Consider the following 19783-nt stretch of genomic DNA (forward strand, 5'->3'; position numbering starts at 1 on the left):
GGGAAGAAGGACGTACGGCTGGTGTCGTTCCGGCAGTTCTGCGACTGGCTGGACGTCCAGGACCCGAAGATCCTCACCAAGCTCCGCACGCTGCACGTCGGACAGTCCCCGGCAGGCGGCTGGCACACCTTCCTCAAAGCCACCGCCTAGCCAAAGGGTTCACTGCTGGGGACGCCCTGCGTACCGGATGAGGCGCCGGCGTTCGAGGACCGCGGCGAGGGCGTAGGCGCCGCCGCCTGCGACGGCGAGGACCCAGTAGAGGCCCGGGGTGCCCAGGAAGAGCGCCGCGGTGGAGGTCAGAGCCAGCCAGACGCCGAGGCTGTAGTGGAGCACGTTGCGACGTGCGGCGCCTTCGGCGAGGTAGAGCAGCCCGACGACGAGGCCGGAGCCGGCGGGCCAGAGGATCGACTGCAGTTCCGGCATGCCGAGGGCGGACGTCAGGCCGGTGACGGCGAGGAACAGGGCGGTGAAGGCCGCGATCCAGGAGGCGCCGAGCAGTTTGCCGGTGAGGACGTCCGGCCCGGTGGCTCCCCGCTGGGCGCGCAGGGCGGCGACGGTGGCCTGGGTGATGCCGGTTGCCAGGCCGATTCCGAGGAGTGTGACGGGCAGCCAGCCGGGCAGGCCGAGAAGGGGGTCGTCGCCCTGGGAGACCGCGGCGGCGCCGTGTCCCAGCAGGTAGGCGAATCCGAAGCTGACGTAGGCATCGCGGTTGTCGACCTCGTTCACGAGACGACTCGGGGTGGCTGTGGCGCCGGTGGTGACCGGAGCGTCGGGGGCTGCGACGGACATGGGGGAGTCCTCCAAAGGGCTTACGGGTGTCAGTGAGGGATTCGGGAACGGCACGGGCGGCTCGGGCCGGTATGCGGTACCCGGGCCGCGGCGGGGGCGGTGACCCGACTCGGCGGTCACCGCCCGTCAGAGGTGGTGGGCGGCTCCGGGACCGTGGCCCGGAGCCCGCCCAGCGACGGTCGTCCCCGGCTGTGCAGTGTGCCGGGGACGGTGTGGGTCAGCCCTCGCTGTTGTCCAGGACGCTGTCCAAGGCGCTGTCCGGGATCCAGGAGCCGTGGATTCCCGCGGTCACGCGGCGGGGCAGGTGCACGGTGGCGATCCGGTCGAGGCCGGAGGCGTCCAGGACCAGCAGTTGCGAGGCGTCCTGCTTGAGGTCGGAGACGACGGTGAGCAGGTACCCGTCGTCCTCGTTGGTGGCGCCGGCCGCGGAGACGAACACCGCCTCGCTGGGCAGCCGGGCGTCACCGACCTGGTGGATGCGGCGGGCGCCGGTGGTGCGGTCGTACTTGACGACGCCGTAGCCGCCGAAACCCTCCTGGTCAGGGAAGGACACCGCGTACTGGTAGCGGTTCTCGGTGCCCAGGTAGTCCTCGTTGAGGGTCGGAAACTCCACGGCGAGGTCGTCGATGATCTGCTCGTCGACGGTGCCGATCGCGGTGTCGATGACCCAACGACGCGTGTACGAACGGGTGTTGGGCTCGGTGCCACGCTCGGGCGCGCCCACCCACCAGTTCCAGGAGAGCTGGAACCCTTCGCGGTCCACGGTGGGGCCTTCCAGGACGATGCGGCCCTGGCCGTCCTCATAGGCGTTGGCGACGTGCAGCATGTTGCCCGGTTCGATGGAGAACCAGCGGACGTGCCCTGCACCGTTGCCCGTACGGGGCATGACACCGATCCGGGCGGGCTGCCGGTCGCTCCAGCCGTAGGGAATGCCGGAGTGTTCGGCGGGGTCGAAGGTGACGTTGCCTTCGATGAAGACGACGTGGCGGCGGGTGATGGCGAAGTCGTGCTTGAGCGAGGCGGTCGCGCCCGGGATCTCGGCGCTGTGGACGATCTCCCCCTTGGCGTCGGACACGTAGTACGTCAGGAACGGCGGGAAGGGCGAGGAGCCGAAGAAGTGGAGCTCCCCCGTCACCGGATCCTCCTTCGGATGCGCGGTCATGGCCGTGCGCAGTCGGCCGTTGAAGTCATGGGCGCCGACCGTCTCCAGGTCCGGGGTGAGCTCGAAGGGGAAGTTCGCCTCGCACAGTGCGAGCAGCCGCCCGGCGTGCTCGATGACGTGGGTGCCGGCGGTGCTCACGGTCAGGTCGGGGCCGTGCTCGGTCATGTACGGAGCGCCGTCCAGGGCGGGGGTGTGGACCCAGCGGTTGCGGTACCACTCGGCGCGGCCCTCGCGGAGGCGGATGCCGTGGACCATGCCACTGCCCTTGAACCAGTGGGTCGGGGTGATGCCGGGCTTGGGGTTGTGGCTGTTGCGGATCAGACGGCCGGTGAGCTCGGGGGGCAGGGTGCCCTCGACGGTGAGTCCGGTGGCGGTGATCTCGTCGGCGACGGGGGTGTAGTGGCCGGTCAGATACGGCTTGTTGCTCATGCTCGCGTCCTCGGATTTCGTGGTCGTGGTCGTGGTCGTGGTCGTGGTCGTGCGTGATGCGTCGTGCGTCGTGCGTGGTGCGTGGTGCGTGGTGTGTGGTGTGTTGGTGTGTGTTGTGGCGTGAAGTGTCAGGTCGTCCGCTCGGCGCGTGCCTTGAGGCAGTCGAGCCAGCTCTCCAGGGACGTCGTCAGGGCCGCGGCGAGTTCGTCCGTCGCGGCGTCCACGGGGTCTCCGCTCCAGGACTCCTCGGTGTGGACGACGACGTGGTCCCCGGTCTGCTCGAAGGTCCATACGTGGATGCCGACGATGCCCTCGACGGTCCCGCCCCAGACGATCCGCTGCTCGGCGACGAGTTCGTGGATGGTGGACGTGATGGTCATCCCGTGGGTGCGCCAAGTGAAGTCGTTGCCGACCGTCACCGGCCCACTCAGCCTGGCCTGGTCGATGTCGACGTTCCAGACCGGCCAGTTGTCGATGTCGGTGTGCAGCGACCAGACGGTGGCGAGCGGCGCGTCGATGGTCGTCGTCAGGCTGACGACGACGGGGGCGGTGGTGTCGATGGTGTGCATGCGATGTCCTCTTCGGTGGTGGTGGTGGTGGATCGGGTCGGCTCGGCGGCCGGGGTACGGGATCAGGTGGTGGGTGCGCACGGGGCGGCCCGGTCCTGGCGGCGCGGCGCCGTGGAGGTGGCCGCGGTGGGTGGTGGGAGGGCGCCGCGGTCGGTGCGGCTCTGTCGGGTGAGCGGCAGGGCGAGGAGTGCGGCGACGGCCAGGACCGCGGCCGAGACGAGGAAGGCGGCTCGGTAACCGGTGCTGAGCGCCTCCACGTGGGACTGATGGGTGGATGCGTGGGCGGTGACGGAGCCGGCCAGGGTGGCCAGGGCGGCGAGCCCGATCGCACCGCCGACCTGGCGGGTGGTGTTCACCAGCCCGCCGGCCAGACCCGCGTCCTGTGGCGGGACACCGTCCACGGCGAGTGCGGTGAGCTGGACGAAGGCGATGCTCAGCCCGAGTCCGACGAGGATGCTCGGACCGAGGACGTCGGTGAGGTAGCCGCCGTCGGCGCTGAGCCGTGACAGCCACAGCAGTCCGGCGGCCTCGGTGAGCAAGGCCGCGGTCACCGTTGCGGTGCCGCCGATGCGCCGGGAGATACGAGGTGCGACAGCGGCACCGAACATATTGGCCACGGCGAGGGGGAGTTGGCCCACTCCGGTGGCCAAGGGGTCCATCCCGAGGACCTGCTGCTGGTAGAGCGGCAGGAAGAAGAACAGGGCGATCCACACGGACCCCAGCAGGGCCATCAACAGGTTACCGGCGGCGACGCGGCCGGTGGTGAACAGGCGCGGGGGCATCAGCGCGTTCGGCCGGCGGATCTCGATCACGGCGAAAGCCGCGAGCAGTGCGCCGGCACCGGCGAGGGCGCCGAGTACCCGGGCGTCCGTCCAGCCGGCGCCGCGCGCGGTGGTCAGGCCCCAGACCAGGCAGGTCAGGGCCAGTGTGACGGTGACGGTGCCCAGGAGGTCGAATCGCGCGGACTCCCGAACAGCAGCCTTTGGCACGAGGGCCGCCACGGCGATGAGGACCAGTACCGCCCCGAGCGCGACGGTGTGGAAGATCCAGGGCCAGCCCCACGCCTGGGTGAGCACGCCGCCCAGCAGGACGCCTCCCGCCCCTCCCGCGCCGGAGACCGCGCCCCACACGCCCAGGGCTCTGCCGCGTCCGGAGCCGGACGGGTACAGGCCCATCGCCAGTGCGAGGGCGGCCGGGGCGATGGCGGCGGCGCCGAGTCCCTGCACGGCGCGGGCGGCGATCAGGACGCCCGTGGAGGTGGCGAGTCCCGCTGCCAGCGAAGCCCCCGCGAACAGCGCGAGGCCGGAGATCAGCACCCGGCGACGGCCGAGGAGGTCGGCAGCCCTCCCTCCGGCCAGGAGCAGCGCCCCGAACGCCAGGCCGTAGGCGTTGATCACCCATGTGGTGCCGCCGTCCGACAGGTTCACACCGGCACGGATCTGCGGCAGCGCCACGTTCACGATCGAGGTGGCGAGCATGACGGTGAACTGCGCGGCGGCGAGCGCCGCGAGCACGGCTCCCGGCCGGTCAGGTGGGGGTGCCTGGTCCTTCGTGCGTCCAAGGTTCATGGCGCACAGCCTCGTGTCGGGCGGTGTCCACTTTCCATGCCCAGCAGGGGCGTTGACTGTCCAGTCCTGTCCGCACCTGTCCACGTGTAGCCCAGCCTCGGACGTACCTGGGCGCACTCCGAGTGCTCAACCCATCAACCCGCTGAACCGTCCGTAGACGTCCGCGGCGACCCGCGGTCGGGGACGGCGCCTTCCGCGGGTTCCGCAGCGTCAGCTGATGTGTCCCAGGTTCTGGTCGTCGGGGTGGCCGGTGAGCAGGAGGGTGGTTTCCTCGACGCGTCGGAAGCGGCCGTCGGGGGCGCACTCGGCGAAGAGGTAGACCTCGGTGCGGGAGGTGCGGCCGCTGTGCTGGGTGAGGGTGACGGTGTGGCGGTCGGCGTAGCGCAGTCCGTCGCGGAATTCGTCGTGGACCTCGATGTGTCCGCTGCGGACCAGGGAGCGCAGGCGTGTCATGTGTTGGGTGAAGGCGGCGCGGTCGCTCCATACGCCGTCGGTGCGCTGGCGGTAGTCGGGCGTGAAGTGTCGGTCGAGGGCTTGGGTGAGGTCGAGGCCGGGGGTGAACAGCAGGTCGTTGATGGCTCTGGTGATGTCGGTCGGTGTCATCGCTGTCTTCTCCTGACGAAGGTGGGGGTACGGGAAGAGTTCTGGTTCGCGAGCCGGGGAAGTGGCGGGGGAACTGGGTCGGAGGCGGGTGTCACTCGTAGCCGGGGACGGTTTCGCCGGTGGGTGTGAAGTCCAGCGAGAGGGAGGCGGGGCCGCGGGTGTACAGGCCGGTCTCCCGGTAGTGGAAGCCGGGGGTGTAGCGGACCTGGTCGAGGAGGGGGAGGAGTATCGCGGCGACGGTTTCGATCTCGGCGCGGGCGAAGGCCGCGCCGACGCACTGATGGAGGCCGGTACCGAAAGCGAGGTGTTGGGCGGCGGCGGTGAAAGAGCGGGTGGTGCCCAGGTCGGGGCGGTGGATGTCGAAGGTGTCCGGGGTGGTGAAGGCGTCGGGGTCGCGGTTGGCCGCGCCGATCATGCAGAAGACGGTGGCGCCTGCGGGGATGGTGATGCCGGCGAACTCGGCGTCCTGCTCGACCTGGCGGGGGATGAGCTGGACGGGTGGGGTGCAGCGCAGTGTTTCGGCGATCGCGGCGGTCAGCAGGTTGGGGTCCTGGCGGACCTGGGCCATCTGCTCGGGGTGGTCGATCAGGTGCTTGAAGAGCAGGGCGAGGGTCTTGTCGGCGGGCTCGGTGGCGGCGGCCAGGACGTTGATGATCAGTGCGGTGACCTCGCGATTGTCCATGGTGATGCCGTCGAACTCGGCGGTGCAGAGCTTCGATATGAGGTCTTCGCCGGGGCGGTGGCGGCGTTGCTCGATGAGGGGGACGAGGTAGGCCTCCAGCTGCTCGGCGCAGTCCAGGCAGTGGCGGCGGCGTTCGGCGGTGAGGGTGATGCTGGTGATGAACTCGGCGACTCCGCTGTGCCAGGCGGCGACCTGCTGCCAGTCCTGCTTGTCGAGGCCGAGGACATCGAGTGTGACGTGGACGGCGAGGGGTCTGCCGAAGTCGTTGACGAGGTCCACCCTGCCTCGGGGAAGGAACGGGGTGATGAGCTCGGCGGCGTTGGCGTGGATGGCGCGCGTCTGGTCGTGCAGGGCCTGCCCGGTGAAGCTGCGGACGACGATCTTTCGTTTGGCGGTGTGCTCGGCGCCGGTCATCTGGGCGAGGACCGGTCCGCGCATCACCGGCTCGGCACGGACCTGCAGTGTCTCGGTGCTGAACGCCTGATGGTCGGTCAGTACCCGCTTGACGTCGTGGTAGCGGGACAGGAAGTAGCTGTCGATCGCGGGCTCGTAGTGCACCGGTGCCTGCTCCCTCAACGGGGCGAAGTACCGGTAGGGGTCGGCGGCGAAGTCCTCGGAGAGGACACTGAAGTGGGGGGTGACCATGGTCATGGCAGGAAATCTCTCAAGGGAAGGGCAAGGAGGGGCCGGCATCTCCCTGCCGAGTACTCAGGCCCGGCGGAGTCGGCAGCGCGCTATCGCTGGGGCGAGGCACTGCGTTGCCTGCGCACCAGAGGGATCGCGAGGAGCGCCAGGTTCACGGCGAGTGCGCCGGCGGCGAGCGCGGTGCGCCAGAACGGGCCGCCGGAGGCGAGATTGACCACCAGGTACCCGGTGAGGATCACGGCGAGTATCGCGTTCTGGACGTCGCTGCGCCGCCACCACCGTGGGCGGGGAGACTCCTCTTCGGACAGTCGCAACGCGTACAGGTCCACGGGCCCGAACTCCTCTTCCGGCGCGCTGTCGGTGGCGGCGAGGTGGTCGGCGGCTTCCCTGGTGAGCTCTGCGGCGCGTGCGCGGGGCACGGCGTGGCGCTCTTCGAGCAGCTGGGTCAGCCGGCCGAGCCAGTGCTCACGCCCCACCGTGTTCTGCGCGTCAGTGCGAGATTGCATGGCGTCCGTCCGAGATTGCATGGTGACTCCTTCAGGTTCTGCGGCTGGTTTGTTGCTCCGTGTGGCACAGCCGAGCAGCGCGAGGCCCAGCAGGCACAGGGCAGGGGCGGGTAGGTGGCCGAAGGCCTTCTGGGAGAGGGTGGTGAAGGCCGTCGCGCCCAGCACCGTTGCGACGGCGACGAGCACCCACCCCGCGATACGCCGTCGGGATCGCGATGCAGTGGCCGCGAGATGACTGCCCATCAGGGCCATGGCGACGAACGATGAGCCCACCAGCCCGCCAGGCGTCAGGGCCAGCGTGATTCCGTTCGCGACCCACAAACAGGCGCCGGCCACCAGAGCGGCCGTACCGATCGGGACGAGCGCAGCGCGGACTGTCGCCGCCTGCGCCTGGCCGCCCTGGTGGCGAAGACGCTCCTCGGGCGGGACGCGCTCGCTGACCACGGTGGCGGCGTACGCCTCCGGCGTGCCGAAGGCGTCCTCCGGGCTCTCACCGCTGTCCGCGCAGTGCTGTGCGACCTCTTCCAGCACCGTGTCCGCGAGCGCGCTGTCCACCGGCTGTGCGGCCAGTGCCAGTCGGACCCGCGCGTTCCACCGGGTGACCTCGTCCGTCATGGCGACTCCTCCATACCGTGGGCGAGGAGTTGATCCATCGCGTCGGAGAACTGCTTCCAGCTGGTGGCCTCTTCACGCAGCCGGGCCCGCCCTGCCTCGGTGAGCCGGTAGACCTTGCGTCCCGGCCCGCCCTCACCGGGCTCCCATCGCGCCTCCACCACCCCGTCGGTCTCGAGGCGTCCGAGCACCGGATACAGGGCGCCACCACGGACCGTGCCGAATCCACGCGCAGCCAACTCCTGCACCAGCGCGTAGCCGTGCCGGTCGCCCTCGGCAAGCACGGCGGCGAGCGCCAGTGGGAGCACCCCACGCAACCAGCCGGTCTCCACTGCGACCATCGATAGTCAACTCTACTTTCTACTCTGCGAGTTCGACTAGTTCGTTCTCAGACTAGTCAACCACATGCCCGGACCGCGTCAACAGCCGCCCAGGGGGGAGAGGTTGCGCCGCAGGTCGTGAGGACGATGCGCCCCTGGCGGCTCTCCCTTGCCGTGCGTCGGGTATCGGCCGAACGTATGCATGAGGGACGCGAATTGAGGGGCTCCGCGCTACTCTCCGCGCCATGATTGACGTGAGCACGTTATGTCTGTGGCGGGGTGGGCGGCGCGTGCGCAGCACGCAAGCCACCGCGCGCCCGAGAAGAACCCGCCGGCACACCGTGGTGTGCCTCCTGGTGCTGGCGCTGCTCGGCACCGGGCCCGCTGCGGCCGCCTCTGCCGCGGACCGGGACCAGGACCGTGACCGGGGCGGGGCTCCCTCCACCGTCGCCCACCCTGCCGGCGCGCGCGCCGCCGATCCCGCGGCCGCCCGCTGGGGCGAGCGACGGCTCGACGAGGTGGCCTTCCTGACCAGCCACAACGCATTCACCAACTACGAGGACGCGCGGTGGAGTTCGGTGAACCAGGCCGAATCGGTGCGTGCCCAGCTGGACAACGGCGTCCGCGGCCTGAGTCTGGACACGCACTGGTACGAGCGCAGTACCTGGCTGTGCATCATCAGCTTCGGGAGCGACTGCTATCCCAGCGACGTCTACCTGTGCCACGGCGGCTGCAAGACCTTCGCCGGCGCCACGTACGCCCTGCCGCGGCAGTCCTTCCACGGCACGATGCAGACCGTGGTGGACTTTCTCGCCGCCCACCCCCAGGAGGTGGTCACCGTCTTCCTGGAGGACTACGTCGATGCAGAACAGCTGCGTCGGTCCCTCGACAGGGTCAGGGGGCTGCCCGAGCTTCTGTTCCGGGCCGACGAGTGGGACGTACGCCGGCAGGGATGGCCGAAGGTGGCCGACCTCGTCACCGCCGGCAAACGCCTGCTGATCTTCTCCGACCGCTCCGACCGCGAGCACTTGGGCGTCATGTACGACAGGTCCTGGACGGTGAGCAACTACTGGAGCCTCGGGGATCTGGGCAACGACCTCGCGTGCGTCAGCCGCTGGTCCGACGTGCCTCTGGACCGCCAGGAGCCCGGATTCCGGCGGCTGTTCACGATGAGCCACCACCGCAACGTACCCACCGTCCTCACGGCGGCGCTGGACAACGGCACCAAGCTGAGGAACCGCATCGCCGACCGGTGCCGGCCCGCGGCCGGGGGACGCAGTCCGAACTTCGTCTCCGTCGACTTCCACCGGCTGTCGGACGGCAGCGGCCACACGCCGGCCTCGATCGTCGGGGAGCTCAACGCTCTCCCGTGACGGAGCTCAACGCGCTCCTCTGACGGAACTCACCGCGCTCCGCGGACGCATGCTGCAGTACGGCGCTGCCCGGTCGGTCCTCCGTTCAGGCTTTGCGGGCGAGCAGGTGAATCTCCTGGAACTGCCGTCGATCGGTGGGCTGGGGCTCGCGAACCATCCGGGCTACCTCGGCCAACCCGGACTTGCGGAGCATCGCGGCGAGGTGATCAGGCCACCAGCGATAGGCCGGCGCGACGGTGTGATCGAAGACCTGCGTCGGGTGAGACGGATCGTCGCTTGCCGAGAAGCCGACCAGGAGGTGGCCACCAGGTGCCAGCACGCGATGGAACTCCGCCAGGATGAGGGGGAGTTCCTGCGGCGGAGTGTGGATGATGGACCAACGGGAGAGCACGCCGCCCAGCATGCCGTCGGCGATGTCCAACGCGGCCATCGAGCCCACGTCGAACCGCAGGCCCGGATAGGCCTGTCGAGCCAACTTGATCATCGCAGGAGAGGCGTCGACACCGAACGCCGTCAGCCGCAGCTCGTCCAGATAGGCGGTGACATGGCCCGGGCCACACCCGAGGTCCGCGACCTGACCGTCCCCACTCGCACGTACGACCTCCGCGAAGGCACCCAGGATCGCACGATCCAGGGGACTGTCATCCAGCGTGTCGCGGAACAGCTGCGCATAGGTGGCGGCAGCAGCGTCGTAGGCCTCGCGGGTGGTGCTGAGGGCATCGTGTTCGACCATGCTCGCGAAAGTAGTTCCTGGCGCCGAGGCGAGTCGAGAGGATCACGATCCTCCCTTCCGCCTCGTCGCCGGGGCTGTCGTTGGTCCAGACAGCTTCAGCGAGTAGTAGTGCACGCTCTCGGCGGGATCACACTCGTCGGTCTCCGGCGGATCGAGCCTCAGCCTTGACGGCCTCCGCGATCTGCAGGGCGGCCTGGGCGGGCGTGAGGTGTGTGGTGTCGACGACCTCGGCCTCGGCATGCAGCCACGTGCGGGCTGCCTCGGCGTAGGGCTCGAGGTACTTGAGACGGAACGGGGAATCGGGGCCAAGAACGGTGTCGCCCGCGATGCGTCCGCGGAGGGTGTCCTGGTCGGCATGGAGGACGAAGTGCCGTACCGGGATCCCATGGTGGGCGAGGCCCGTGCTGATCTCTCGCCAGTACTCCTCGACCAGGACGGTCATGGGCATCACCAGAGTGCCACCGGTGTAGTCGAGTACGCGGCGGGCTGTCTCGACGACGAGCGGCCGCCACGGCGGCCAGTGCTGGAAGTTGTCCGTCCCGGGCAGCCCTGGCGTGATGTCCATGAGTGTCTCGCCGACCTTCTCGGCGTCGAACACCCGGGAATCCGGGATCAGCTGCTGCACGAGTGCACTGGTCGTCGTCTTGCCTGCGCCGTGGGTGCCGTTGAGCCAAACAATCATGCGGCCGAGGCTAGCGGTGCGGGCCGCAGCCGACGACTGTCACGTCGCGGGACAGGCACGGCCGTGGGTGATTGGCTACGGCCTCGTCGGGGGTGCGGGGGCGGAGAGGCGTACCGCCTTGCCCGGTCCAATGGCTTCCCGGTCGCAGGGGGAGCTCGAATCGGGGTCCGGCGGTCGCAGCCAACCGGGAACTTGCGCCCCAGCGCCCTCCACGGGACATGACCGCATGCGCATGGCTACCGTGAGTGCGCGACCGCAGACTCCCGCCTGAAGAGCGCCATGAGTGAACGCGGCATCATCGTCACCTGCCAACACGAAGAGAGGGCCTCGACCCTTAGGTCGAGGCCCTCGCATCCGTATCGTTACGGCAAGTGTCCGAGGGGGGACTTGAACCCCCACGCCCGATAAAGGGCACTAGCACCTCAAGCTAGCGCGTCTGCCATTCCGCCACCCGGACCGGGTGTATCACCGCCCCAGGTGTTCCCCGCGGCGACATGGACAACTCTACCAGGGGTTCGAGGTGCCTCTGAACCGCATTTCACGTGGTCAGTGGGGTGGGCGGCGACCCTCGACGACGGCCGCGATGCCCTCGCGGCTCACCGACAGGCAAGGCGTGCGGAGAGCGACCGGGTGTGTACGTATGGTGAGGGTGTGCCCCGCGGGTGACGTGGCGATCGATGACTTTCGGGGCCCGGTGGGGTCTACCTCTGTACAAGCGAAAGCCGGCACGAGCTCTGTGAGGGAACCATGACCACCACCCACGCACTTCCACCCGTCGTCGACGCCGCAACGTGGGAGCACCGGCTCGAGGCGCTGCGTGCTCGGGAGAAGGCCGCGACGCGGGAGCTCGACGCCATCGCCGCCGAGCGGCGCCGGCTGCCGATGGTCGAGATGCCCGAGTACACCCTGGAGGGCGAGGACGGGCCCGTTCGGCTGGCCGACGTCTTCGAGGGCAAGAGTCAACTGATCGTCTACAACCACATGTGGTTCGCCGGCGAGGAATGGCAGTGTTCGGGCTGCACCGGGCTGACCTCGCAGTACACCCGCCTGGGGTTCCTGGACAACTACGATGCGCGATTCGTCATCGTCACCCAGGGCCCGATCAAGGAGGCGCTCGCCTACAAGCAGCGGGTGGGTAACCGGATGACGTGGTACTCGACCGCCGACAGTCCGTTCGGCGCCGATGTCGGCGCACCGAACGGCGGAGGATTCGCGGTCAACGTCTTCCTGCGCGACGGCGACACCGTCTATCGCACCTGGCACACCGACGGCCGGGGGACCGAGCAGCTCAGCCACACCTTCCCGCTGATCGACGTGCTGCCGTACGGACGGCAGGAGGAATGGCAGGACTCGCCCGAGGGCTGGCCCCAGTCGCCCACGTACAGCGGGTGGGCGTCGTCCCAGGACATCGCCGCGCTCTACGGCCCGGGCTCGGGTCCGGGCTCCGGCGGCGGCTGAAGGGCCCGCATCACGGACGACGGGTCGGTGAACGGCCCGCATCACGGTCGACGGGCGGGCAGGGCTCGGTGGTGGGCTCGGTGAAACTCCGGCGCGCGACGGGGCGGACATCGGCACCGGCGTCGCCGACGCGCTGCCCCGACTCCCCGTCGCAGCGCGCCCGCCGAGCTGCGCGCACCCGCTGCTAGATTCGTCCGCCATGCGATCACGTGAATACGACCTCGACTTCCGCGACAGGGCCGGGCGCATACGCGCCTGGGGCATCGGTCTGCTGGCTGTCGCGACGCTCCAATGGGCTTGGTGCGCCCTGTTGTTGCTCACGCCGTACGAGGTCGACCAGGAGCCGGAGGACCGTTACCCCGCGGAATGCGAGTCGCGGTTGCTGACCGAACGCGGTACGGCCAACGAGGGCCTGCAGAGGAACGACTGGTGTCAGAACGAACGCGACTGGCCCGAAGCCCTGGCTGTGCTCGGGCTGTCCGTGCCCGTATCGGTCGTCGGGGTGGCGCTCTTCACGAGCGGGAGTCTGAGCATCCGGATGAGCGCCCATTCCGAGGCGATGCGCGAACTGGACAAGTTCGCCGACTCACGCACCGCGTAGCCGACGTGTCAGGGCGCGTTCGGCCCGGTGACGACCGGCCCGTTGTCGTGGGCGTCCACAGGAGCGGCGACGGGGGCCGTGGTCACCAGGGCCACCATGACGCAGCAGGTGGTCAGCACGGGAAGAAGCGCACGAGGGCGCCACGACGAGGTGCGAACGGGATGCTCGATCAGTCGATAGCCGGCAGCGGCGAGCAGGACGGACGCGCAGACGGCTACGGAGATCTTCGATCCCTGGCTCCACTCCGGGTGGTTGACACCGAGGTAGACCCATACGGGCCAGTGCCACAGGTAGAGCCCGTAACTGCGGTGCCCGAGCCAGAGGAGGGGGCGGGACGACAGCGCCCTGCGGAACCGCTGTCCGTGCGCGGCGGTGTCGATCAGCATGACCGCCGTCATTCCTGCCAGCGGCAGCTGCCAGGCGTAGAGCGCGGCCGAGTCGATGTCCGCGGTGCACCACAGCCAGCCGAGGACCGCTACCGCCGGCCAGGAGAAGCGCGAGAACCGGGAGAACAGACCCGGGCGGAACGCGATGACGGCCCCCAGCAGCAACGCCCCGGCCCGGGTATCGGTGCCCAGATAGGCACGCTCCTGCGCGCCGGGGAAGTAGAGAAGGTGCGCCAGCAGGTAGCAGACCGCCGCGGCCGCGAGGAGAAGCCGGTGGGGATGGCGGATCCGTCGGGTGCCCCAGGTGGTGAGGCCGATCAGCACGACGGGCCAGACGAGATAGAACTGCTCCTCGACGGCCAGGGACCACAGGTGGTTCAGTGGCGCCTGTTCCTGGGTCACGTCCCAGTAGTCGATGTCTCCGAGGATCGCGTACCAGTTGGACGTATAGGTGAGGGCGGCCAGTGTCTGGGCGTTCACGGTGGGACGCAGTCCCGGAGGATCCTGCAGGACCATCCATGCCTGGACGGCTACTACCACCAGCAGGACGGCGGGGAGGAGTCGTTTGACCCGCCGGAACCAGAAGCTCGCCAGTGAAGGGCGTGGGGTTCGGGCTCGTTCGGCCAGGAGCAACCGGGTGATGACGAACCCCGAGATGACGAAGAACAGATCGACGCCGAGGAATCCGCCGTCCAGCCCGGCCCCGTAGTGGAAAGCCATGACGGCGGCGACGGCGACGGCCCGTAGACCGTCGATCGCATCGATTCTCCCGGCGGAGGCCTCTCCTGCGGCTGTGGCCGGACGCTGCTCGAGGGCCAGCGGCACCCTCACGCACCGTCCTTGGCGAACATCTCGTTCAGGGCCCAGTTGGCCAGCCGTGCGCGGGCGGGTTTGGTGGGGTGGTCGGTGGGGTCGTAGACACGTGTTCCTGCCAGGACCTCGGGACACTCGTCGTCATTGCACAACTGGCCGCGCAGGTCCAGCAGTCGAACGGCGGGCTGTTTCGCTGAGGCCTCCCGGAGGACCCGGTTCATCACCAGGGCGGAGGAACGGTACTGGGGATGACCCACCTGCTGCGAAGTCATCAGGTACACGGGGGTGTTCCGGCTGGTCAGAATGGAGATCGCCTGGTTCAGCCGGTCCCGGAAGGCTTTCTCGTGGGCCGGCGAGGTGAGATCGAGGGCCTCTTCGTCGCGTGCCAGCCGCTGCGGGACGACATCCCAGAAACCGACTGTCAGCAATGTGGCATCGGGCTTGTACTTCTCCAGATGGGAGGGCCATTGGGTGGGCCACTTGCGGCAGGTCTCCGGGGTCTCCTTGCCCACGGGCAGCAGGATTCCGCAGCCGCCGAGCCCCGCGTTCACCACGGTGTTGCGAGAGGACCCGACCTCGCTCATGCCCTGACCGATGCTGGCGGACCAGGAGTCGCCCACGACCAGAACGGTCTTGCCGGTCACGGCGGGTGAGAGGGAAGGCGAGCCGAGCGGGGGAACCGCCGACCCGTAGTGCGGTTCACCGGCACCGGCCACGACACCGGACGGGGCTGCCTCGGAACGTGTCGTCGTGTTCTTCGCCGCATGCTGTGGAGCGCAGCCGCACGCCAGCGCGGCGACCACCGCGGCGAGGCCGAGTCGGCGAATTCTTCCTTGCACCATGATTACCCACCAGGATTCTCGGGAGTCCGTCATCGTCGGACGGCATTCGTGGAGTCCGCGTGCGGAAGCGCTGTAATCAGGGGGAACGACACCCCGCGCCGACTCGGAAGCAATCGGATTGTCGATCAGGAGATTAGCTTCCGGCGGCTGCCGCAGAGTTCTGACGCGCCCGTTGGTGCATCATCAGGAGGCAGTCAGGAGGCGGTCTTCCGGTCGGCTTGGGCCGATCCGGTGAAATATCGTACCGGCGGTCGTGTCAGGTGTTTGTCCAGCTACCCCATCGGTAAGTTCTGAGGCCGTTGTGCGCTTTCTCGGATCCTGCTGGCGACCTGCGTGACGTATTCCCCCGGAAGGACCGGCAGTAATGCCCGTATGTCAAATGGTGAAAGGTGTTGCCGCCATCCTGGCCGGCAGCATTTCAGGTTGGTCGAGTGGGGTCCCAGGCGCTGTTCAAGAAATCAAGCAGGCGCCCTCCGACATTCCCTGCTACGCGGCTCCGTGCGAGTTCCCTGAAGCAGCACCGTCGTCGCGTCGTACCGGCGTCCCGCCGTGGGGGGATCCTGCCCTGCTGCCGGGTGCGGAAGGGAAGAGGGTCCTCGTTGTCGGCGACTCCTGGGCGCGGGACGCGGCGTCCGGGATTGCTACGGCCTTCGGCGGAAAGGGGCAGGTGAAGGACGGTTCGGCACTCGCCTGCGGGATCCGTAATCCGGTCAACCCGATGCCGAACAGGGACTGTCCGAAATGGGAGGCCGAGTGGCCGGCCCTGATGGACGAGGTGCGTCCGGACGCGGTTCTGCTGAGCGTCCAGTGGGATCTGGCGGAGCAGCAGATCGACCCGGGAGGAAAGCGGGTGACGATTCGGGACGACAAGGCGCGCAAGAGGTTTGTCACCAATCTCGACCGGGCGGTCCGGATCCTCTCCCGGAGAGGCACCCCGGTCTACGTCTTCGGATCCACCTGGCAGCATGTGCCGGGCTCGGTGGCGGTCTTGATGTCCGGGATCCTTCTGGAGTTCAGCAAGAAGTATCCCGGGGTGCATTACCTGGATATCTTCCATCAGCTCTGCAACGATCTGAACGAATGCCCGAAGAAGATCTCGGGGGTGCCCGTCTACGGTACCGACGTCCATTGCAGCAAAGAAACGAAAGTGCGTCTCGGGAACTGGATTCTCAACTCGATGTTTCATCGACGGCAGACGGCGTGAATGAAAGCCGAATGACAGCTGAATGAAAGCTGTTCGAAAGGAAGGGAGTCTGTGGAAATGATTGGGGTGAAGGTCGTGCGAGCGGCCGGCCCGGGACTGCTGGCTGCCGCGCTCCTGACGCTCCCGGTGTCCGCGCACGCGGCTGACGGGGACTTCTACTGGAGTACCTCCGGACTGGGCGGGCAGGACGCAGTGCTCGCCTCTCCGGAGTCGGGTCGCTGTTACTCCCTGAGGGGCGACAACGCTCCGTTCTATGCGTCGAACCACACCGGCCGGACCGTGCGTTCGTACGAGTCCAGAGGCTGCAGGGGCGAGGCCCAGAGCTCCATCGAGCCCGGTGGTGTGGGGCACGTCTACAAGTATGTGAAGTTCGGGTAGTGCTGGTGGCGCGCCCGTCGTCGATGGCTGACGCACCGTCAGGAAACAGTGTCCTCGGTGGCCGGTGACAGAGGCGGGTCTCGATACAGAGGCGGGTCCCGATCATGACGACCGGGACCCGCCTCTCACCGTAGGCGCTTCCGCGGCGCCCGGAGATCCTCGGGGACGCGCCTCAGCGCAGGCGGAACACCGGCCCGCGGGGCGTGAAGGGGAGCGGGGCACCCTCCGGGACGAGGTAGGCGTGTTCGGCTCGGACACGGAGCACGTCGCAGTAGCCGTCCGTGATGATGAGCACGGGCGCCGTCTCCGGGAAGTCCTCCGCTCGCCGGAGGAGGTCGATCCCCGGCTGGAGGACGGTGCCGCCGCGCCCGCGTACCCGGACCCGGCCGGCGATCTCCGTCGGCGGCAGATATCCCGCGTCGTACGGGGCGGCGTCGCAGAAGACCACCCGGGCGGCAGGGACGTCGCGGGCCTCGGCGTACGACGCGATGGCGCCGAGAGCCTTGCCGAGCAGCCGGACGTTCATGGAACCGGACGTGTCCAGGACGACGCCGAAAGTGCACCGGGCGACCTCCTCGGGCGGGAAGTACCGTCCGGCGCGCGGGATGTCGGGCGTGGACGCCTGACGGCGGGCGGGCCGCGCGTAACTGCGCACGGCCTCCGGGCGGGGCACGAACTCGTCGAACCAGCGGGCCAGCCGGGCGTCCCACGGCACCGGCGGATGGGCGAGGGCCCGGATCTCCTGGACCAGTCCGGCGGGCAGCAGCCCCCGGCCGCATCCGAGGTGCAGATCGAGGCCCTGAACCAGCCCGCGCCGGTAGAACTCGTCGAGGTCGACCCCGTCACGAAGGCGTCCGCCGAGCGGTTCACCGAGGATGTCGCGGGCGCCCTTGCCGCGCAGCGTGGCCAGGCGCCGGATGCGGCGGGCATCGACGACGATCCGGTCGTACACCTCCTCCGCGGAAAGGTCCCTCAACGCCGGGTCGTACAACACCCCTTCCGGCATGGTGCCGACGCCCATCTCCACGAGCCAGCCGTTGATGACGTAGTCGGCGGCGACGTTGAAGAGGTACGGGTCGCGGGCGCCGCGGCGGTCACCGTGGCGCAGCGCGGCGTGCAGCATCTCGTGGGCGAGGATGAAACGCCATTCCTCGTCGTCGTACCGGCGCAGCGGGTTGACGTAGATCTCGCCGAGCGTCGCATCGACGGCGGCGACCGCGATGTCGTGGGCACGGGACACTTCGGCGTCCGCGACGAGCTTCATGCCCGCCGCGATCCCCCCGAGCAGCGGGTAGGAGGCGATGAACCAGCTGAACGCCCGGTCCCAGGGGCGCGCGGGGAGACGTTCGCCGGTGAGCGTGTCGCGCCGGCCGCCCGCGACGTCCATCGCGGCGGACATGGTGCGGGTCAGGGCATGGGCGAACGCGAGCTGCCAGTCGGCGGGGGTGTGCCACCGCGACCACGACACCAGAATCTGGTCGGGGCTCTCTCCCGCCGTACCGCCGTGTTCGTACGCGGCGGGGATGCCGTCGCGGCGCCAGCGGGTCGCGAGCTGCTCCTCGTCGCCGTCGGGGTAGGAGGCCGGGACGTGCTCGGGGGCACGACCGACGGGGTAGGTGAGGAGGAAGCGGTTGACGACGGCGCAACGGGCGGCGAGTCCGGGCCGGTCGGGCTGCGTACGGTGGCCCTTGGCGGCGGGGACGTGGCCGAAGCCGAGATGGATGAGGCAGTGGGCGATGGCCCAGGCCCACTCGGACGGGTCGGCGCGGCGGTCGGGATGGACATGGATCCTGCCGTTGGAGTCGACGGCGGCGAGGCCGTGGCGCGGGTTCAGGTCGCAGTCGCGGGTGCGGCAGACATCGGCCTCCAGCGAGGCGAGGGCCGGATTCTTCCGGACGGCGGCCAGGCCGGCGAGGAACGCCTCGGTGGCCGCGTCGTTCCGTGCCTTCCTCCCGTGCGGCCCCCGGCCGGCCGCGCGGCTCACCGGCGGGCCTCGACCAGCCGCGGCATGTCGCGGGCGGCCTCGACGAGGAACCAGGCGGGCAGCACGGGCCGGCCGTCCTCGTCGTCGCGGATGACGGTCTGGGCGACCTCGACGGAGATCTCGGCGAGCTGGACGAGCAGCGCCTTGGCGCGGTGCGCGGTCTCTCGCAGGGCGGGCGGGATCTGTTCCTTGGCGGCGGGGAGTTCCTTGACGAGCCGGCCCCGGAAGGCGTCGGCGAGGTAGTAGAGCAGGTCGCGGTCCTCGATGCGGTGGGGCCAGGACGCGTCGCCCTTGATGATGGCGTCGATGCCGTACGTGTGCCGCACGATCTTGGCGTAGCCGCAGAAGGACACGGCGTGCGCGGGGGTGAGGGTGCCGTGCGCGACGATCTTGAGGGTGTCCTCGTCCAGCGTCGGCCCGAAGGAGTGCAGCGCGTCGGAGAGCATGTGCCAGGAGCGGGGAGTGGAGAACGGCTCCTCGGTCTTCGGCGGCTGCGACCACAGGTGGTCGGGCCGGTCGGCGACGTAGTCGACGACCCAGGGGTGAATGCCGTTCTCACCCGCCCAGACGAGCCAGTCCGTGGCGGAGGCACGCAGATGGACGTGGGTGAGCCGGTTGACCAGCGCGGAAGCGATGGGTCTGGCCAGCGCGTTGTCGGTGGCGCGGTTGCCGGCGCCGATGACGACGGACCCCGCGGGAAGTTCGTACGTGCCGATACGCCGGTCGAGGATCAGGGAGTAGAACGCCTTCTGCACATCGGGAGTCGCGGCGTTCAGCTCGTCGAGGAAGAGACAGTAGGGCTCGTCCCTGGCGATGGCCTCGGGCGGGCAGAACACGGACCTGCCGTCGCGGATCTGCGGTACGCCGATGAGGTCTTCCGGCGCGAGCTGAGTGCCGAGGAGGCTGACGCACTCGAGGCCGAGGGACTCGGCGAAGTTCCGTACGAGGGACGACTTGCCGATACCGGGAGCGCCCCACAGGAAGACGGGGCGCACCGTGGCGAGGCCGAGGAGCAGCTCGGGGACACGGGCGGGCGTGACGGTGACGGCTGCCTGCAAGCTGAGGACTCCTGAGATCGTGCGATGTCCGGTGCGCCCGGACTGTTCGATGCGTCCCGACAGTCTGTACGCCTCGGGCCTCACGGCGCAGCCGGTTTATCGGCCGTCGTGCTCGGCGCGCTGCGTACCGGCGGGCCGGGTGGTCCGGCGCGGCATCGCCGCGGCGGTGAGCGCACGGTGTCCCGGCCGTGCTCGACGGGATTCTCCACGACCGGCCGATGACGCCGGGCCGTCCCTGGCGACGGCGTCCGGAGGCGGTGCGTGTCGCATCGTTGACATGGCGCGTTTGTGCCACCTGGCGGGGGATGACACACCGGTTGGCACGGCGGATGATCGCGGTGTGAACCACGGGTGGACGGAGGGATATTGCTCGATCGACAGCATTG

19 protein-coding genes and 1 tRNA gene are annotated in these 19783 nt (G+C 69.2%); 5 read left to right on the forward strand and 15 right to left on the reverse strand.

Annotated elements, in window-relative coordinates:
* Positions 1-159: 159 nt before the first annotated feature.
* The 8 genes from ACIQMR_RS10075 to ACIQMR_RS10110 all read right to left on the reverse strand — a co-directional run bounded on the left by ACIQMR_RS10075 (position 160) and on the right by ACIQMR_RS10110 (position 7906).
* Positions 160-789: an ABC transporter permease gene (locus ACIQMR_RS10075; protein ID WP_401384938.1), complete on the reverse strand. Its 630-nt coding sequence runs from the start codon at positions 787-789 to the stop codon at positions 160-162.
* A 217-nt stretch (positions 790-1006) separates the two neighbouring features.
* Entirely contained in the window at positions 1007-2380 is a 1374-nt protein-coding gene (locus ACIQMR_RS10080; RefSeq protein WP_401384939.1) for a carotenoid oxygenase family protein, read from the reverse strand.
* 128 nt (positions 2381-2508) lie between these two features.
* Entirely contained in the window at positions 2509-2949 is a 441-nt protein-coding gene (locus ACIQMR_RS10085) for an SRPBCC family protein (RefSeq protein ID WP_401384940.1), read from the reverse strand.
* Positions 2950-3011: 62 nt separating this feature from the next.
* Positions 3012-4517, reverse strand: coding sequence for an MFS transporter (locus tag ACIQMR_RS10090; RefSeq protein ID WP_401384941.1), 1506 nt, complete (start codon positions 4515-4517; stop codon positions 3012-3014).
* A 210-nt stretch (positions 4518-4727) separates the two neighbouring features.
* Complete coding sequence (locus ACIQMR_RS10095) at positions 4728-5120, reverse strand: nuclear transport factor 2 family protein (protein WP_401384942.1); 393 nt, start codon at positions 5118-5120, stop codon at positions 4728-4730.
* A 91-nt stretch (positions 5121-5211) separates the two neighbouring features.
* A complete protein-coding gene (locus ACIQMR_RS10100) occupies positions 5212-6453 on the reverse strand; it encodes a cytochrome P450, cyclodipeptide synthase-associated (RefSeq protein WP_401384943.1) in 1242 nt (413 codons plus the stop codon).
* An 83-nt stretch (positions 6454-6536) separates the two neighbouring features.
* Entirely contained in the window at positions 6537-7568 is a 1032-nt protein-coding gene (locus ACIQMR_RS10105) for a hypothetical protein (protein WP_401384944.1), read from the reverse strand.
* Positions 7565-7906, reverse strand: a complete 342-nt coding sequence (locus ACIQMR_RS10110; protein WP_401384945.1) for a PadR family transcriptional regulator — start codon at positions 7904-7906, stop codon at positions 7565-7567. The genes ACIQMR_RS10105 and ACIQMR_RS10110 overlap by 4 nt, the downstream gene beginning before the upstream one ends.
* A 269-nt stretch (positions 7907-8175) precedes the next feature.
* Here ACIQMR_RS10110 and ACIQMR_RS10115 point away from each other — a divergent pair, with 269 nt between their 5' ends.
* Complete coding sequence (locus tag ACIQMR_RS10115; RefSeq protein WP_401384946.1) at positions 8176-9258, forward strand: PI-PLC domain-containing protein; 1083 nt, start codon at positions 8176-8178, stop codon at positions 9256-9258.
* 85 nt (positions 9259-9343) lie between these two features.
* On the opposite strand, the gene ACIQMR_RS10120 is transcribed toward ACIQMR_RS10115, so the two are convergent.
* The 3 genes from ACIQMR_RS10120 to ACIQMR_RS10130 all read right to left on the reverse strand — a co-directional run bounded on the left by ACIQMR_RS10120 (position 9344) and on the right by ACIQMR_RS10130 (position 11130).
* Entirely contained in the window at positions 9344-9991 is a 648-nt protein-coding gene (locus ACIQMR_RS10120) for a class I SAM-dependent methyltransferase (protein WP_401384947.1), read from the reverse strand.
* Positions 9992-10118: 127 nt separating this feature from the next.
* Entirely contained in the window at positions 10119-10673 is a 555-nt protein-coding gene (locus ACIQMR_RS10125) for an AAA family ATPase (protein ID WP_401384948.1), read from the reverse strand.
* A gap of 372 nt (positions 10674-11045) precedes the next feature.
* Positions 11046-11130: transfer RNA gene (locus ACIQMR_RS10130), tRNA-Leu, on the reverse strand.
* A 290-nt stretch (positions 11131-11420) separates the two neighbouring features.
* On the opposite strand from ACIQMR_RS10130, the gene ACIQMR_RS10135 reads away from it, so the two are divergent.
* Both ACIQMR_RS10135 and ACIQMR_RS10140 read left to right on the forward strand, forming a co-directional pair.
* The gene (locus ACIQMR_RS10135) at positions 11421-12131 is read left to right on the forward strand and encodes a DUF899 domain-containing protein (protein WP_401384949.1); all 711 of its coding nucleotides are present in this window, start codon (positions 11421-11423) and stop codon (positions 12129-12131) included.
* A 199-nt stretch (positions 12132-12330) separates the two neighbouring features.
* Positions 12331-12732: a hypothetical protein gene (locus ACIQMR_RS10140; RefSeq protein ID WP_401384950.1), complete on the forward strand. Its 402-nt coding sequence runs from the start codon at positions 12331-12333 to the stop codon at positions 12730-12732.
* An 8-nt stretch (positions 12733-12740) separates the two neighbouring features.
* On the opposite strand, the gene ACIQMR_RS10145 is transcribed toward ACIQMR_RS10140, so the two are convergent.
* Positions 12741-13949: an acyltransferase family protein gene (locus tag ACIQMR_RS10145; RefSeq protein ID WP_401384951.1), complete on the reverse strand. Its 1209-nt coding sequence runs from the start codon at positions 13947-13949 to the stop codon at positions 12741-12743.
* Positions 13946-14773 (reverse strand): SGNH hydrolase domain-containing protein, encoded by an 828-nt coding sequence (locus tag ACIQMR_RS10150; RefSeq protein ID WP_401384952.1) that lies wholly within the window; start codon positions 14771-14773, stop codon positions 13946-13948. The genes ACIQMR_RS10145 and ACIQMR_RS10150 overlap by 4 nt, the downstream gene beginning before the upstream one ends.
* A 379-nt stretch (positions 14774-15152) precedes the next feature.
* On the opposite strand from ACIQMR_RS10150, the gene ACIQMR_RS10155 reads away from it, so the two are divergent.
* Both ACIQMR_RS10155 and ACIQMR_RS10160 read left to right on the forward strand, forming a co-directional pair.
* On the forward strand, positions 15153-15977 hold the full coding sequence (locus ACIQMR_RS10155; RefSeq protein WP_401384953.1) for an SGNH hydrolase domain-containing protein: 825 nt from the start codon (positions 15153-15155) through the stop codon (positions 15975-15977).
* 51 nt (positions 15978-16028) lie between these two features.
* Complete coding sequence (locus ACIQMR_RS10160) at positions 16029-16355, forward strand: hypothetical protein (protein ID WP_401384954.1); 327 nt, start codon at positions 16029-16031, stop codon at positions 16353-16355.
* Between the two features lie 172 nt (positions 16356-16527).
* On the opposite strand, the gene ACIQMR_RS10165 is transcribed toward ACIQMR_RS10160, so the two are convergent.
* Both ACIQMR_RS10165 and ACIQMR_RS10170 read right to left on the reverse strand, forming a co-directional pair.
* Positions 16528-18339 (reverse strand): hypothetical protein, encoded by a 1812-nt coding sequence (locus ACIQMR_RS10165; protein WP_401384955.1) that lies wholly within the window; start codon positions 18337-18339, stop codon positions 16528-16530.
* Positions 18336-19397, reverse strand: coding sequence for an ATP-binding protein (locus tag ACIQMR_RS10170; protein ID WP_401384956.1), 1062 nt, complete (start codon positions 19395-19397; stop codon positions 18336-18338). The genes ACIQMR_RS10165 and ACIQMR_RS10170 overlap by 4 nt, the downstream gene beginning before the upstream one ends.
* Positions 19398-19783 lie beyond the last annotated feature (386 nt).

It is taken from the genome of Streptomyces sp. NPDC091376 (genome assembly GCF_044757085.1).
Taxonomy (GTDB): domain Bacteria; phylum Actinomycetota; class Actinomycetes; order Streptomycetales; family Streptomycetaceae; genus Streptomyces; species Streptomyces pratisoli.